Here is a 15,121-nt window from a genome sequence, read left to right as displayed (position 1 = left end):
CCTTGGAAGCGGTGTAGACGTCGGTATAACGGCCGTTGGCATCGCGGATAACGTCATAGATGGCACGTAGTTCGAGGCCGCCGGTGGTGTACACCAGCGAAATGCCGTCGCTGCGGCCATTTTTGGTGGAACCGGCTTTCTCGCCCAGACTGGTTTGTACGGTGGCGTTAAAACCGCCCCAGGTAGGCGTCTGGTATTCGATGACGTTATTGGCGCCCGGCCAGTTGCGGCCCTTGACCAGGTTCTGCGTACTCATGAATTGCTGACCGGTAGGATCGAGATTCCAGACGTCATTGACGATGAACAGGTTTTTACCGAATTTGATCGAGCCGGCGCTACCGTTCAGGCCGACATAAGAACGCCGATTGAACAAGGCGCTACCGTTGGTGCTGCCGTTGGTGGCGTCAAAACCGGATTCCAACAAGAAAAAGGCGCTCAATCCGCCACCCAGATCTTCGGTACCCTTGAAGCCGATCATGCTGGTGCCCCACTGATTGCCGGATGCCGCCAGCTTGCTGCCAGTCTGGCCGGTCAGATTGCCGTTGGCGTCTTTCAGCGCAACATTGGTTTGATAATCGACGCCAGCGTCAACGCGGCCATAGATAGTGACGCTGGTCTGCGCCTGTGCCTGCGTGCAGGCAGCGCCGATCAACATGGTGGTGGCAGCCACCTGCAGCCATTGGAATGGTATTTTTTTCATGGTTAACCCCCTTTTATAGTTAAATTTTGTTCGATCGCCCTCCTCTCAAGATCAGAGATAAATTCGGAGATAGATGCGAACCTTCGCTAGAAGTCGTAGATATTGCGAGCGCGCAGCAGAAAGCAACCGATAGTGGCGCTGACGGCGTCAGCTATCGGCGGGCCCTGTTACGGGTAACTGTTATCGCGCTTGATTGCCGAACCGGTGCGGCATGGTGGTGCCGCTAGCCTGGCAGCACCGGTTCGTGTCGGACCCTGGAAGATCAGTCGTAAAGCACGGCTGCGATCTTAGGGTCGCTGATGTTGCTCTTGTCGTACCAGTAGAACCCGGTATCGATCACCTTAGGCAATTTCTCGCCCTTGAGCGCCTTGACGGCAGCTTCTACCGTCTTGTAGCCGATGCCGACAGGATTCTGGGTGATGGCGCCGGCCATGCTGCCGTCGCGAATCGCATCTTTCTGCTGCTTGCCGGAGTCGTAGCCGATGACTATCAGCTTGCGCTTCATTTCCTTGACGCCGTTCAGAACGCCGATCGCCGAGCCTTCATTGGTGCCGAAGGCGCCCTTGAGATGTGGATAGGCTTGCAGGATGGATTTAGTGATTTCAGTCGATTTCAGCTGATCGCCGGCGCCGTACTGGATGCTGACGATCTTGATCTTCGGATAGGCTTTCATGCGTTCGACGAAGCCGTCACGCCGATCGATACCGGTACGGCTGGTTTGGTCATGCGCCACTACCGCGACTTCACCCTCTTTACCGATCAATTCCGCCATCTTGTCGGCTGCCAATCCTGCGGCGGCCTTGTTGTCGGTGGTGGCCGTGGTAACAGGAATATCGCTGTCCACACCCGAGTCAAAGGCGACAATCGGGATATGCGCGGCCTGCGCTTTTTTCAGCAATGGCAGTGCGGCCTTGCTGTCCAATGCGGCGAAGCCGATGGCTTTGGGTTTCTTGGCCAGCGCTGCCGACAGCATGTCGATCTGTTTGTCGACCATGGCTTCGGTCTCCGGACCTTCGAACGACACCTTCACATTAAAATCCTTGGCAGCCTGCTCGGCGCCGGCCTTCACTGCTTGCCAGAACTGATGCTGGAAGCCCTTGGAGATCAGCGGGATATAGGTTTCTTCGGCGCTTGCCGTAGCACTGAATCCAAGCGCAAACGCGAGGCCGATGGCAATATTGACTGCTCTTCTCTTTATCATTTCAAGTCTCCTTTTTGGTTATAAAACGGTGGGCGCTGACGCATATGCCCGGAATCGCATGTGTTACCTTATGTACACGTACAGAACCTTTAAACCTTATTCGAACCTGCCTCATTGACGACGGCGACGCAGGATATCCATGTAGACCGCCAGGATGATGATGATGCCGGTTACCACGGTTTGCCATTCCTGGGCGACGGACATCATGCGCAAGCCGTTGATCAGCACGCTCATGATGAAGGCGCCGATGATCGTGCCGAGCACGGTGCCGGTGCCGCCCGACAGCGAGGTTCCGCCGATGACCACCGCGGCAATCGCATCCAGCTCGTAACCTTGCCCCAAAGCCGGCTGCGCCGAATTCAGGCGCGATGCAATCAACAGGCCCGCAATACCGCAGATGGCGCCGCTGAAGGTGTACACGGCAACCTTCCAGAAATCGACATTCACGCCAGACAGGCGCAATGCTTCTTCGTTGCTGCCCAAGGCAAAGGTATAGCGGCCGAATATGGTTTTGTTGAGCACGATGCCAGCCGCAATCGCCACCAGGAACAGGATCAGCACGGCATTCGGAATCGGCAAGGCAGGAATCAGGTTGCCGATCAGCGAATCCTGCGAGATGCTCGAAAATCCTGGCGTGTCGTTGAAATAAATCGGCTTGGTGCCAGAGATCACCAGCGACAGCCCCTTGAGCAGCATCATCATGCCCAGCGTCGCGATGAATGGAGGAATCTTGAACTTGGCCACCAGCACGCCGGAAATCCAGCCGCACAAGGCGCCGAAGACGATTGCGGCGACAATCCCGACGTAGATCGGCATCCCCCAGTAAGTAAGAAACACCCCGGCCATCACCGCGCAGAAGGTCATCAGTGTGCCTACAGACAAATCAATGCCGGCGGTGATGATGACGAAAGTGCAGGCAATCGCCAGCACGCCGTTGACGGCGGTGGATTGCAGGATGCTCACCAGGTTGTCGACCTGCAGGAAATTGGGCGAGGCGAAACTGAAAAACACCAGCAATACCAGCAGGCTGGCAAACGCCAGCAGCTTCTGGCGCGTGGCTGGATGGAATATCTTTGCCTTGAGAGTGGCGAGTGCGCCCTGTCCGCCGATGGGCGGCTTTACTTGCGACAGGGGATTCTGGATATGTGCCATGTTCGTCTTCAATGAATGTGAGTTATTCGGGTATCGATTCAGGCTACTGCAGCTTCGCGCTGAGTAGCCAGCTGCATGATCTTTTCCTGCGAAGCTTCGGCTGCGGCGAGTTCGCCGGTGATGCGCCCCTCGCACATGACCAGGATGCGATGACTCATGCGCAGCACTTCAGGCAGCTCGGAAGAGATCATGACAATCGCTTTTCCTTGCTCTGCCAGTGTGTTGAGCAGTTTGTAGATTTCGCTCTTGGCGCCAACGTCGATGCCGCGCGTGGGCTCGTCGAAGAATAAAATATCGCAATCCCGCAGCAGCCATTTGGCAATCACGATCTTCTGCTGATTGCCGCCCGACAGCAGTCGCACCGGCTGATCGACTGATGGTGTCTTGATGCCCAGTTTCCGGACATATCCCTGGGCCGTATCGTGAATCGCGGCCTGATCCAGAAACAAGCCTTGTTTAAGGAAGCTGTTCATGCTGGACAAGGCGACGTTGGTCTTGACGTCTAGTCCGGTGGCCAGGCCGAAGTGCTTGCGGTCCTCCGACAGATAGCCGATGCCGTGCGCCACCGCATCCCTCGGCGACTTGATCGATACCTTGGCGCCATGCACCAGGATCTCGCCGGCATCGAGGCGGTCGGCGCCGAAAATCGCACGTGCTACTTCAGTGCGTCCGGCGCCCATCAAACCGGCAAAGCCCAGGATTTCACCTTTGCGCAGTGTGAAACTGACATTCTTGATAGTTGCGCCCCGTTCCAGCCCTTTGACCTGCAATACGATGTCGTTGCCGGAGGTATCGGGAATTTCCGATCCGCTGTTGTCGAGCTGGCGTCCCACCATCATGCCGATGATAGTGTCCATGGACGTCGTCGCGGTGGGGACGGTGGCGATGTACTGGCCGTCCCGCATAACCGTGACGCGATTCGAGATCTGCCGCAACTCATCCATCTTGTGGGAGATGTAAATGATGCCGACGCCATGCGACTGCAATTGCCGGATGATGCGGAACAGATCCTCGATTTCAGTGTTGTTCAATGCTGCAGTGGGCTCATCCATGATCAGCACGCGCGAGTCAAACGACAGGGCTTTGGCTATCTCCACCATTTGCTGCTTGGCGACCGTCAGCTCGCTCACCAGCGTGCCCGGATCCAGATCCAGGCGCATGCGTTCGAAGATCAGCCTGGTTTGCTGGTTCAATGCATCTTCGTCAAGAAACAGTCCGAAGCGGCCACGCGGTTCGCGGCCGATGAATATATTCTGGGCTGCAGTCAGGTGATTCATCAGGTTGAGTTCCTGGTGAATGATGCCGATGCCCAGCATTTGTGCGGCACGCGGCGTAGGAATCTCGACCGGCCGCCCTTCGATGCGGATTTCACCGCTGTCCTTCGGATACACGCCCGCCAACACCTTCATCAGCGTCGATTTTCCGGCGCCGTTTTCACCCATGAGCGCGTGGACTTCTCCACGCCGCAGATCGAACCTGCAGTTGTCGAGCGCCAGCACGCCGGGGAAACGCTTGGTGACATTTTCCAGGGAAATAATGGTTTCCGATGCGGAGTCAGCTTCATGAGCCTGGCTGTCGCCTCTGGAATTTTCTGATTGCGGCATGTCTGTTCTCATTGCATTCAGGTCAACGCACGGTCAAGATGGCTATAACCGCCGTCTACGTACACCCACTGCCCCGTCGTATGTGCAGCGCGCTGTGACAAAAGAAATACGGCAGTGTCGGCAATTTCCTCTGCCGTGGTGAGGCGTTTCCCGAGCGGTATCTTGCTGGTGATGGAAGCGAGTTTTTCTTCAGGATGATCGAAGCTGGCGATCCAGGTCCGATATAGCGGCGTCATCACTTCGGCCGGGATCACGGCATTGACCCGCACGCCCTCATTGGCCAGCGCGGCGGCCCATTCACGCGTCAACGCCAGTTGCCCACCCTTGGAGGCGCAGTAACCACTGGTATTGCCCTGGCCGGTCACGGCGGTTTTGGACGATATATTGACGATAGCGCCGCGGCTGGCTTTCAGGTGCGGCACGCAGTAATGGGCCATCGTGTAGTAATGAATCAGGTTTTTTTCAAGCGATTGCACAAAGGCCGCCCGGCCGGCGTCGAGCCCGACGTTGTCGTTGATGCCGGCGTTATTCACCAAGCCGTCCAGGTGTCCGAATTCTTCGACGGTTTGCGCGACCGCTTGCCGGCACTTGTCGTCATCCATCAGGTCGAGCTGGATAATGCGCGACTTGTCTTGCAACGCCAGCAACGCCGCCTTGAATTCAGGCGCAGGCTGGCTCTTGCCAAAAATGACGGGAATCGCACCTTCAGCCGCCAGTAGCAGCGAGATCGCGCCACCGATGCCGCCGCCGCCGCCGGTAACGATCACCACTTTTCCTGCTAAATGCAGATCCATCTTGCCGTCTCCATTTTCATTTGTTTTATTTATTTTTTTTTGCACTTACTCTTTATAGACCAACTGCCGGCAATTTCCAGCTACGTGCCCGGATTCACCGGCAATTGTGTCAGCTAGCCACGAAACTGGTATTGCTGCAGCGATTCCGGTTTCATCGTGATCGAAAATCCCGGCGCGGTCGGCGGCATGTAGCTGGCGTTCCGTATGACGCAGGGATCGACAAAATGTTCATGCAGATGATCGACGTATTCGGTCACGCGCCCTTCCTTGCTGCCCGAAATGCAGACGTAATCGATCATCGACAGATGCTGCACATATTCGCACAAGCCGACGCCGCCGGCATGCGGACATACCGGTAATTTGTATTTTGCCGCCATCAGCAGCACCGCCAGGATTTCATTGACGCCGCCAAGCCGGCAGGAATCGATCTGCACCACATCGATCGCGCCACGCATGATTAATTGCTTGAAGATGATACGGTTCTGGCACATCTCGCCGGTGGCAACCTTGACCGCGCCGATGCCTTCGCGGATTTTCCGATGTCCTTCAATATCGTCCGGGCTGGTAGGTTCTTCGATAAACCAGGGCCTGGCGAAGGCCAGCTGCTTGACCCAGTCGATCGCCTGGTCCACTTCCCAGACCTGGTTGGCGTCGATCATCAGGTGCCGTTCCTGGCCGATCACCTCGCGGGCGATGGTGACGCGGCGAATGTCGTCCGCCAGGTCGCGCCCGACCTTCAGCTTGATGTGGTTGAAGCCGCTGTCGACTGCTTCCTTGCACAGCCTGCGTAATTTCTCGTCCTCATAGCCCAGCCAACCGGCGGAGGTGGTGTAGCACGGATAGCCGTTTTCCTTCAGTGAGCGAATCCGTTCAGCCTTGCCCGGCGCCTGCTCGCGCAACAAGGCCAGCGCTTCTTCTGGCGTGATGCAGTCGGTCAGGTAGCGGAAATCGATCGCCCGCACCAATTCCTCGGGAGACATGTCGGTCACCAGCTGCCACAATGGCTTGCCCTCGGCCTTGGCCCACAAATCCCAGACCGCATTCACCACCGCACCAGTGGCCAGGTGGATTGCTCCTTTATCGGGACCGATCCAGCGCAATTGGCTATCGGAGGTGATATGGCGCCAAAAGCGGCCCATGTCTTCGCTGATCCATTCCAACTTCAAGCCGATCACCAGATGTTCCATCGCCTTGATCGCAGCACAGCAGATTTCATTGCCACGACCGATGGTGAAGGTCAGGCCATGGCCTTCCAGGCCTGGCTTGTCAGTTTCCAGAATGACGTAGGCGGCGGAGTAGTCCGGATCCGGATTCATCGCGTCTGATCCGTCCAGCATTTGCGAAGTCGGAAACCGCACATCCAGTACGCGTATCGATCGAATTGTGGTCATCGTGTTTCTCTTTTTTCCGGTTCAAAGTGAGATGGTGCGTTGGCGTTGCTCGCCCAGTCCGTCTATCCCGAGTCGCATCACCTGGCCTGCGCGCAGATAGACCGGCGGCTTTTGCCCGAGGCCTACACCTGGCGGCGTGCCGGTAGAAATCACATCGCCCGGCTGCAAACTCATGAAGCGGCTGAGATAGCTGACCAGCGCCGGAACCTGGAACACCATGGTTGAAGTATTGCCGTTCTGATAGCGATGGCCATCCACTTCCAGCCACAGGTTGAGTGCGTGCGGATCCGCCACCTCGTCAGCGGTTACCAGCCACGGTCCGAGCGGACCGAAAGTGTCGCAGCCCTTGCCCTTATCCCAGGTACCGCCCAGTTCGAGCTGGTATTTGCGTTCGGACACATCGTTGATGACGCAATAGCCGGCGACATGCTTGAGCGCATCGGCCTCATCGATATAGCGCCCGCCGGTGCCGATCACCACGCCTAGTTCCACTTCCCAATCGGTCTTCAGGGAACCGCGCGGAATTTCAACGTCGTCGTCCGGGCCGCAGATTGCGCTGGTCCATTTATTGAACACCACCGGCTCCGCCGGCACGTCCATGCCGGATTCAGCGGCGTGATCGGAGTAATTCAAACCGATGCAGATAAATTTGCCGACGGCGCCCACGCATGGACCCAGACGCAGGTCTTTCTGCGGTGTTCCTGCAACCAGCGGCAGGCTGTCCAGATTCAAGCCGCGCAACTTGTCCAGTTCTTGCGGCAGCAGGTGGCGGCCTGCAATATCCGCGATCACGCCCGACAAATCGCGCACACGTCCTTGTGCATCCAGCACACCTGGTTTTTCCTGCCCTTTATGGCCGTATCTCAACAATTTCATGGATTAGCTTTCATAGTTAACGAAGTCGTGTTCAAACTGGATCGGTGTCAGTTCGACCAGCCGCCATCGACAAGATGGATGGCGCCGGTGGTAAAGGCCGACTCATCGGAAGCCAGGTAGAGCGCCAGGGCGGCGATTTCATCAGCCTTGCCTACTCTTCCCATCGGCTGGCGGGCGACGAACGCGGCTCGGACTTCGGCAATATCCACACCTTGCTGACGTGCCTGTTCCTTGATTCGCGCTTCCAGCGAAGGCGATTCCACGGTGCCCGGACATATCGCATTGCATCGGATGCCCCGGGTGACGAAATCTGCAGCGACTGCCTTGGTCAGGCCGATCACCGCGGCCTTGGTCGTGCCGTATGCAAAACGGTTGGGTACGCCTTTGACGCTCGATGCAGCCGACGCCATATTGATGATGGAACCGCCGCCTTGGGCCAGCATTCCCGGCAACAGCGCGTGAATCATGCGGTACATGGAGGAGACGTTGATATCCCAGGAAAACTGCCAGTCCTGTTCCGAGCAATCCAGGATGCTGCCGTGGTGGACATAACCGGCGCAATTGAACAGCACGTCGAAATGCGAACCTGATTCCGCCAACGCTGCCACCGCTTTGGCATCGGTGACGTCAAGATGCTGCGTGGCTAGTGCGACGCCGGCAGCGCGGGCAAGCGCGGCAGTTTCGTCCAATGTGCTCTGGTTGATATCAGTAGCCAATACCTGCGCGCCCTCTTTGGCAAACATCAAGGCGCTGGCGCGCCCTATGCCTTGCCCCGCCGCCGTCACCAAAATGCGCTTTCCTTGTAGTCTCATTAAAACTGCCTCCAGATTATTTTATTCGGAACCTGGATGATCTTTATTCAAGATCGGTCCATAGGTCCATTGGTTGGACCAATAATAATGGTTAAATTTTGGCTTTGCAATAAATAATTGCGAGCCATGGCAAGAACGCGTCGCAACCCGACGCAGGATCGCGCCAGTACGCCTCATTGCCTTCGAGCAATACTGTGCCACAATATACGGCAAATAATGATGGCGCAACCGCCCCATCCTGGCGCTAACCGATCTTGCCCCCACTACCATGACCGACACCACCGCACTAGCGCCTGGCCGCCCGCTATTCCAAATTACCGGTTTCCAGTTTCGTCTCTGGCCGATTGTCCTGGCCGCCATCCTGATGCAAGCCATGTTGTGGCCTGCCCGCGAAGGCGCACGCTGGCTGTTCAAGCGCGAGGCCGATTTTTTTCATCATCAGATCTGGGCCTTTGTCGGACTGGCAGAGTTGTTCCAGATCACTGTGGGCCTTGCGGCCATCCTGCTGATGCGACGCTGGTTGCCGCAGGCGGATTCCAACCTGCGCTGGCCGCCGGCCCGCAGCTATGTCGGCCTGGCTCTGCTGATCGGCGTAGGCATGGCCGCGATCATGCTGGTTGCCGATTATTGGCCGCAACTTATCAGTCACACCGCGCCCAGACATGATTATGAAATGACAGCGGTCGGCATCCCGGGATGGCTGGCAGTGATGTTCGCGGCCGGCCCCAATGAGGAGATCGTCTTCCGCGGGGTGCTGGTGGGCATGCTGACGGTGCTGGTGCCCGGGCGTGTGCGGCTGGGCCAGTTCGAAATCCCGGTCTCCGGCGTTATCGTCAGCCTGCTGTTCGGCGCAGCGCACTATGGCAGCTTCTTTAGCGACCCGCTGTATCAGGCAATCGCCCAGCAACTCTACGCCTTCGCCTTTGGATTGACCTACGTCTGGCTGATGGAACGCTCACGCAGCCTGCTGGCGCCAATGATCGCTCACGGCGTCGGCGATCTTCTGGAAGTGGCTGCGGTGATGCTGCTTTCCGTAATTTGGGCTTAGGTAACGCGCCTTGCCTTCAATTAATATTTTTTGCAATATCTGTCGAAATGATCCGTACTAATTCGACTAAATAGAAACAGGTTGCAGGCGCCATGCGGTCCAGCCTTGTTAGAGCACCATAACCGGACCTGGCGTGCCTATGCCTGTTCTGTGAACGCCAGTGGGAAAGACTAACGATTACCTTATCGAGGGGACCAGCCATGTCTGTAAAACCTGAGTTAGAGCAACTTCACTTCCCGGGCGAGAGCGCCGACTACCGCGCTGCCCGCACCGCTTTGCTGATCGAAGAGATGGCGCTGCGTCGTCAGATCGAAAGCGTCGCCGCCCATCGCCGCGCACTACCGCCGGGCGGCGAGCTGAAGCAGGACTATCGTTTTGTCGGGCTCGATGGACCGGTCAATTTGTCGAGCCTGTTCTCATCTGGCAAAGATACACTGGCAATCTACAGTTTCATGTACGGTCCTGAGCGGGCGCGGCCATGCCCCGGTTGCACTCACTTCCTGGACGCCATCGACGGCCAGGTGCGGCACATCGACCAACGCATCAACTTTGTAGTGGTTGCCAAGCGGCCGCTGCCAGACATCCTGGCGTTCGCCGGGGAACGCGGCTGGACCGGGCTTCATCTGCTATCCACCGACGGCAATACCTACGACAGCGACTACTTCGGCGACTCAAGCGCCTTGAGTCCGCAGATGCGCAGGCAGCAGGACTTCAAGGATGGCAGAGAATGGGACATGCCGATGCTCAACGTCTTCCGTCAGGAAGGCAAGGTGATCCGTCACGCCTGGGGCTCCGAGATGCTCTACGTTCCGGCCGAGCCGGGTCAGGATTACCGCCATAACGACCTGCTGGATCCGATGTGGAATCTGTTCGACATGACGCCGGAGGGGCGCGGTGATTTCCAGCCAAAGTTGAACTATGCCTAAAATCACCGACGGCTTCATTGCCGGGCCTCGTTGATATAAGCGGCACGCGCGGCCACCCCGGTGTTAGCAAAATCAGTGAACACACCGTCAATACCTGCCCGGAAGAACGTCAGGAACTCTGCAGTCGGATCGCCCTTATAGATACCGGCCAGATACTTCTGTTCATTGCGGAAGGTATAGGAATGTACGAACAAGCCGGCCTTGTGCGCATCGGCGATGAGGCTGGTTGGCATCACGGTGTTGACGTCGGCCAGTGAGCCGGTGTACGGCGTGCCATCGGCGTTCGCTGCTTTGAACGGTGAAATGGTAAGCGCCATCACCTGTGGTTTCCAGGGGCCGATGCCGTCAGCATAGGTTTTGACTTCAGCCAGTCCAGCCGGCGTCAGCATGGCGCCGAAATAGCGGCCGTCACCGGCGACTGTCCAGCTGTATGGACGGCCATCGACAAAATTATAGACATCGTTGGTCTGGTAAATCATCTCGCCGGTTTTGTAGTTGACATCGTTGCCATCCACCAGTTGCACCATCTTCGTATTGAGCCCGGCTGATCGCATGTACTTCAAGCTGGCCGGATCGAAGCTCTGTACATAGATCGGCGCGCTCTTGCTGTTCAGGTTGTTGTCTTTGATGAGTTTGATGATCGCGTCTTCAAACGGGTGCTTGCCGGTTCCGCAACCGTTGGCAATTGCCTGCGCATTGTTCCAGTACGGATTCTTCGATTCGGGGTAGACTGAAATCGTCCTGCCGCTGGCTGCGCTCTTGGCCTTGGCGATATCGATGATCTCTTGCATCGTCAAGATTGGATATTTCCCGTTTAGCGCCGTCGGACGCTGATCACGGGCATCGTAGGTGGTGCCGCCTATCCATTGCTTCAGCTCAGCAACGGTGAAATCGGTAATCGACCAGTCGCCAGTGTGATCTTCGCCATCTACCACGAGCGATTTCAATACCGATTTCGGATCGTTAGGATCCGTCAGGTCGGTCAGATATTGGGCCGGGCCGCCATAGGTTGCGAGCGAGTAGCTGACGTTTACCAAGGCGCCTGGCACCGTACGTTTACGTGCTGCTACCGTGGCATTGGTCAGGGCCACAGTGGCTATGTTCGTGTTGTCGCTAAGCCAGGGATTGTGGCGGGCAACCAGCACGCAGTCCCTGGTCAAATGAAGATCCTCTTCCAACGAATCGGCGCCGGCATCGGCTGCCCCCTCATACGAGGGTTGCGTCTCTTCCGGATACAATCCTGGCAGGCCGCGATGTCCAATCACCAACGGCATCGTGCCATCCAGCGTCTGGAATTTGGCAGTCGCCAGGTTGCTGTCGCCACCGCCCCCGCCGCCACAGGCGGTCAACGCCGCAGCCGCAACGAGTTGCGTCAGGATCAAGAGTGGACGGGAGGTGACGCAGGTGTCTAAGTGGCGCATGGCGATTTGGATTTGAGTTTTAACACTGTCGATTGTCGGTACATTCGATGACTGCGTGATGACAGCCAGTTGTTTTTTGAGCTGGCTACGCCTGTTATGCGTTTTCGCTCCTGACAGAAACTGACAGCAGAAGCAGTTAAGCTTTATCTTTTAAACATTCGGAATTTGCAAAAAATTAACAATGACAACCACCGAGAACACCGCCCTGAAAGAGATCTTTGACCCGCGACGGTTCCGTAGCATCGCGCTCGAACTGGCTGCAATCCACCCTGCATTCGACGCCAGGCGTTTTCTCAAGATTGCGCTCGCCGGACTCGACCAACTGAGCCTGATGCAACGCCTGCGCCGCACGACCGAAGCTTTGCATGCAACCCTCCCGGCGGATTACCGCAAGGCAGTCAAGATCCTGCGCGCACTCGCGCCGCGGATAGATCACGGCTTCGCGACGCTGGTCCTGCCCGATTATGTCGGCCAATATGGCCTGGACGACTTCGACTGGTCGATGGACGCACTCAAGTATTTCACCGGCTTCGGTTCGTCAGAGTTCGCGGTGCGCGAATTCCTGCGCCAGGATCCGGAACGCGCGCTCGCCATCATGGAAGTCTGGTCGCGTGACGACAGCGATGCCGTCCGCCGCCTGGCCAGCGAAGGTTGCCGCCCGCGCCTGCCATGGTCGTTCCGGCTCGACGCAATCCTGGACAATCCTATGCTGGCGGCGCCGATCCTTGAAAACCTGCGCACCGACTCCAGCCTGTATGTGCGCAAGTCCGTCGCCAATCATCTTAACGATGTGACCAAATCCGATCCGGACTGGGTGCTGGACCGGCTTGCGACCTGGCCGCTCGACAATCCGCAGGCCGCGTGGATCGCCAGGCATGCCCTGCGATCCCTGATCAAGGCAGGCAATCCACGTGCACTGGCGGCGATTGGCGCCGGCGGCGCGCCCGAGGTGAAGATCAGCAAGTTTGCGGTGACGCCGCGCCAGGTTACCTTGGGCGAGCGCGTGACGCTGTCTTTCGATCTGGCGTCGAAATCTACGGCGAGTCAGCGGCTGGTAATCGACTACAAGATGCACTACGTAAAAAAATCAGGTGCCACTGCGGCCAAGGTATTCAAGCTCAAGGAATTGACTCTGGAAGGCGCGCAACGGGTGTCCATCGAACGCAGCCAAAGCATTCGTGATTTCACCACCCGGGTGCACTACCCGGGCCGGCATGAGATCGAAATCCTGGTAAATGGCCAATCGCTGGCGCGGAGTTTCTTCGAATTGAACTGCGGCGACGCATGAATAGTGAATCGCTTTGCCAAGACCGTTCCAATTCTACTTAACACATCTGCACGCCTTAAGCCGCATTGCAAACATTAACAATCGTTAATGAACCGCCAACCCGGGGTTAACCCACGCTCATGCAAAGTGTCTCTGCCGCTCTTCATAAAACTGCGGGCGACACCATTCCTTCTTTTTACAGGAGCACATCATGAGTTCGAAATTCTTAATCCCAACCCTTCTTGCCCTGGCACTCTCCGTCTCGGCCGCATCGTCCATGGCTGCAAGCAATCACAGTCTGCTGGGGGAAACTGCTGCCCCGGCGGCAACCAGCCGCGTCATCACCATCACGCCCGACACCAAATACGTCAACGTGCAAGGCGGCCAGGCGGTTCAGTTCAATGCCGGCGGCGGTACATTCTCGTGGAGTTTCAACGGCCCTGCCAAGTCGTTTGAATTGAACCGCGTCGCGCCATCGGGCCTGCTTGACCATCCGGTGACGGTCTATGTCTCACCTAACCCTCTCTACAACGGCTAAGGCCAAGCGGCTAAAACATCTGATCGCGGCAGTACCGTGCGGATCAAAGGCAGTGCTGTGGTTTCGATACGGCCTGCCCTTCCGCGCTCATCCGGCCCCGGCGGCTTTCCGTATCAAGACATGACAAAGTAAATGGGGTTGGAATCATGCTTACACCCGCAACAGATCGATATTATGCCGGTCTCGCGTCCGCGCTGACTATCCTGGCACTCGCGGGATGCAGTCCGAAGAAACCAGCGGCTGCGCAGTCGGCGCCACCGGAAGTCAGCGTCGTCACGGCGCACCGGACCAGTGTCCCGGTCGCTATGGAACTTCCCGGACGCACTTCCGCCTACCTGGTTGCACAGGTGCGTGCCCGGGTTGACGGCATCGTACAAAAACGCAGCTTCCAGGAAGGCGCTGACGTCAAGGCCAACCAAGCGTTGTACCAGATAGATCCTGCCCCATATCGCGCCGCCTTGAACAGCGCGCAGGCAACCCAGCATAAGGCTGAGGCAAATCTGGCCGCGACCAGTTCGCAGGCTGAGCGTTACAAAATTCTTATCGGTGGCAATGCCATCAGCAAACAAGCCTACGACAACGCTGTCGCCGCCCAAGGCCAGGCCGCCGCCGACGTCGCCGCTGCCAAGGCTGCGGTCGCCATCGCCAGCATCAACCTGCGATACACCAAGGTAGTCGCACCGATTAGCGGCCGCAGCAGCATTTCGCAAGTTACGCAGGGCGCGTATGTACAAGGTAGCGCTGCCACGTTGCTGACCACCGTTCAGCAAATCGACCCCATCTACGTCGACCTCAACCAGTCCAGCGTCGCCGGCCTGCAACTGCGGCGCGATATCGCCAGCGGCCAGCTGACGCCGAGCGGCGCCGGCCAGGTCAAGGTGGCGCTGACGCTGGAGGACGGCAGCCAATATCCGCTGACCGGCACGCTGCAGTTCAACGGCGTCACGGTCGATCCGAGCACCGGTTCTGTCACCGTGCGCGCGCTCTTCCCCAATCCCAAATATGTCCTGCTGCCGGGCATGTTCGTGCGCGCCCGCATTGAGCAAGGCGTGAACGACAAGGCGTTTCTCCTGCCCATCCCCGGCGTTACCCATAACGCCAAAGGACAGGCGACCACGCTGGTGGTCGGCCCCGACAACAGGGTTGCGCAACGGACGATCCAAGCGCAGAACACCTTCGACAATCAATGGGTAGTCACCGGCGGCTTGAACGACGGTGACAGAATCATCGTCAGCGGCGTCCAGAAAGTGCAGCCCGGCATGCTGGTGCGTGCGTCCGAGGGACCGGATCAGAGCCGGCTGACGGCGGGAAAACTGGCTGCAGCCGCAATCCCGCCACGGCCGCAATCCTCCCTGCCCGGGCCGACCATCGCTGCAGCTAAATAAAGGCGG

General features: G+C 57.7%; 14 protein-coding genes. 5 read left to right on the top strand and 9 right to left on the bottom strand.

The genetic code is table 11. The features are described from left to right. From BM029_RS01675 to BM029_RS01640, 8 genes are all read right to left on the bottom strand, one after another. Positions 1-700 (bottom strand): porin (locus BM029_RS01675; RefSeq protein WP_371329072.1); only part of this gene is annotated, 700 nt, incomplete at its 3' end. Positions 701-962: 262 nt separating this feature from the next. After that, the gene (locus tag BM029_RS01670) at positions 963-1,901 is read right to left on the bottom strand and encodes an ABC transporter substrate-binding protein (RefSeq protein ID WP_092431998.1); all 939 of its coding nucleotides are present in this window, start codon (positions 1,899-1,901) and stop codon (positions 963-965) included. A 111-nt stretch (positions 1,902-2,012) separates the two neighbouring features. After that, a complete protein-coding gene (locus tag BM029_RS01665; RefSeq protein WP_244544849.1) occupies positions 2,013-3,053 on the bottom strand; it encodes an ABC transporter permease in 1,041 nt (346 codons plus the stop codon). A 38-nt stretch (positions 3,054-3,091) separates the two neighbouring features. Further along, complete coding sequence (locus tag BM029_RS01660; RefSeq protein WP_170850947.1) at positions 3,092-4,657, bottom strand: sugar ABC transporter ATP-binding protein; 1,566 nt, start codon at positions 4,655-4,657, stop codon at positions 3,092-3,094. 17 nt (positions 4,658-4,674) lie between these two features. Beyond that, complete coding sequence (locus tag BM029_RS01655) at positions 4,675-5,451, bottom strand: SDR family oxidoreductase (RefSeq protein ID WP_092431996.1); 777 nt, start codon at positions 5,449-5,451, stop codon at positions 4,675-4,677. Between the two features lie 113 nt (positions 5,452-5,564). Next, positions 5,565-6,842, bottom strand: coding sequence for an L-fuconate dehydratase (locus BM029_RS01650; RefSeq protein ID WP_092431994.1), 1,278 nt, complete (start codon positions 6,840-6,842; stop codon positions 5,565-5,567). 21 nt (positions 6,843-6,863) lie between these two features. Continuing rightward, positions 6,864-7,718: a fumarylacetoacetate hydrolase family protein gene (locus BM029_RS01645; protein WP_092417183.1), complete on the bottom strand. Its 855-nt coding sequence runs from the start codon at positions 7,716-7,718 to the stop codon at positions 6,864-6,866. A gap of 47 nt (positions 7,719-7,765) precedes the next feature. Continuing rightward, positions 7,766-8,530 (bottom strand): SDR family oxidoreductase, encoded by a 765-nt coding sequence (locus tag BM029_RS01640; RefSeq protein WP_092431992.1) that lies wholly within the window; start codon positions 8,528-8,530, stop codon positions 7,766-7,768. A 268-nt stretch (positions 8,531-8,798) separates the two neighbouring features. Here BM029_RS01640 and BM029_RS01635 point away from each other — a divergent pair, with 268 nt between their 5' ends. Then, complete coding sequence (locus BM029_RS01635; protein WP_092431990.1) at positions 8,799-9,578, top strand: CPBP family intramembrane glutamic endopeptidase; 780 nt, start codon at positions 8,799-8,801, stop codon at positions 9,576-9,578. 200 nt (positions 9,579-9,778) lie between these two features. Next, a complete protein-coding gene (locus tag BM029_RS01630; protein WP_092431988.1) occupies positions 9,779-10,504 on the top strand; it encodes a DUF899 family protein in 726 nt (241 codons plus the stop codon). A 14-nt stretch (positions 10,505-10,518) separates the two neighbouring features. Here the strand turns inward: BM029_RS01630 and BM029_RS01625 are convergent, their stop codons facing one another. Continuing rightward, entirely contained in the window at positions 10,519-11,925 is a 1,407-nt protein-coding gene (locus tag BM029_RS01625; RefSeq protein ID WP_092431986.1) for a glycerophosphodiester phosphodiesterase family protein, read from the bottom strand. 181 nt (positions 11,926-12,106) lie between these two features. On the opposite strand from BM029_RS01625, the gene BM029_RS01620 reads away from it, so the two are divergent. From BM029_RS01620 to BM029_RS01610, 3 genes are all read left to right on the top strand, one after another. Then, a complete protein-coding gene (locus BM029_RS01620) occupies positions 12,107-13,213 on the top strand; it encodes a DNA alkylation repair protein (RefSeq protein WP_092431984.1) in 1,107 nt (368 codons plus the stop codon). Between the two features lie 190 nt (positions 13,214-13,403). Next, positions 13,404-13,730, top strand: coding sequence for a CzcE family metal-binding protein (locus BM029_RS01615; protein WP_092431982.1), 327 nt, complete (start codon positions 13,404-13,406; stop codon positions 13,728-13,730). A gap of 146 nt (positions 13,731-13,876) precedes the next feature. Beyond that, positions 13,877-15,115, top strand: coding sequence for an efflux RND transporter periplasmic adaptor subunit (locus BM029_RS01610; RefSeq protein WP_092431980.1), 1,239 nt, complete (start codon positions 13,877-13,879; stop codon positions 15,113-15,115). The last annotated feature ends 6 nt before the right edge of the window (positions 15,116-15,121 follow it).

The organism is Collimonas sp. OK607 (assembly GCF_900111995.1).
In the GTDB taxonomy this organism is placed as follows: Bacteria; Pseudomonadota; Gammaproteobacteria; order Burkholderiales; family Burkholderiaceae_D; genus Collimonas.
This window is presented reverse-complemented; position numbering and strand designations above follow the sequence as displayed.

What these genes read in the sequence shown, in the direction of transcription:
- BM029_RS01655 (WP_092431996.1), bottom strand. Translation starts at nt 5,451, where the DNA reads ATGGATCTGCATTTAGCAGGAAAAGTGGTGATCGTTACCGGCGGCGGC.
- BM029_RS01660 (WP_170850947.1), bottom strand. Translation starts at nt 4,657, where the DNA reads ATGCCGCAATCAGAAAATTCCAGAGGCGACAGCCAGGCTCATGAAGCT.
- BM029_RS01665 (WP_244544849.1), bottom strand. Translation starts at nt 3,053, where the DNA reads ATGGCACATATCCAGAATCCCCTGTCGCAAGTAAAGCCGCCCATCGGC.
- BM029_RS01650 (WP_092431994.1), bottom strand. Translation starts at nt 6,842, where the DNA reads ATGACCACAATTCGATCGATACGCGTACTGGATGTGCGGTTTCCGACT.
- BM029_RS01635 (WP_092431990.1), top strand. Translation starts at nt 8,799, where the DNA reads ATGACCGACACCACCGCACTAGCGCCTGGCCGCCCGCTATTCCAAATT.
- BM029_RS01640 (WP_092431992.1), bottom strand. Translation starts at nt 8,530, where the DNA reads ATGAGACTACAAGGAAAGCGCATTTTGGTGACGGCGGCGGGGCAAGGC.
- BM029_RS01610 (WP_092431980.1), top strand. Translation starts at nt 13,877, where the DNA reads ATGCTTACACCCGCAACAGATCGATATTATGCCGGTCTCGCGTCCGCG.
- BM029_RS01630 (WP_092431988.1), top strand. Translation starts at nt 9,779, where the DNA reads ATGTCTGTAAAACCTGAGTTAGAGCAACTTCACTTCCCGGGCGAGAGC.
- BM029_RS01615 (WP_092431982.1), top strand. Translation starts at nt 13,404, where the DNA reads ATGAGTTCGAAATTCTTAATCCCAACCCTTCTTGCCCTGGCACTCTCC.
- BM029_RS01620 (WP_092431984.1), top strand. Translation starts at nt 12,107, where the DNA reads ATGACAACCACCGAGAACACCGCCCTGAAAGAGATCTTTGACCCGCGA.
- BM029_RS01670 (WP_092431998.1), bottom strand. Translation starts at nt 1,901, where the DNA reads ATGATAAAGAGAAGAGCAGTCAATATTGCCATCGGCCTCGCGTTTGCG.
- BM029_RS01625 (WP_092431986.1), bottom strand. Translation starts at nt 11,925, where the DNA reads ATGCGCCACTTAGACACCTGCGTCACCTCCCGTCCACTCTTGATCCTG.
- BM029_RS01645 (WP_092417183.1), bottom strand. Translation starts at nt 7,718, where the DNA reads ATGAAATTGTTGAGATACGGCCATAAAGGGCAGGAAAAACCAGGTGTG.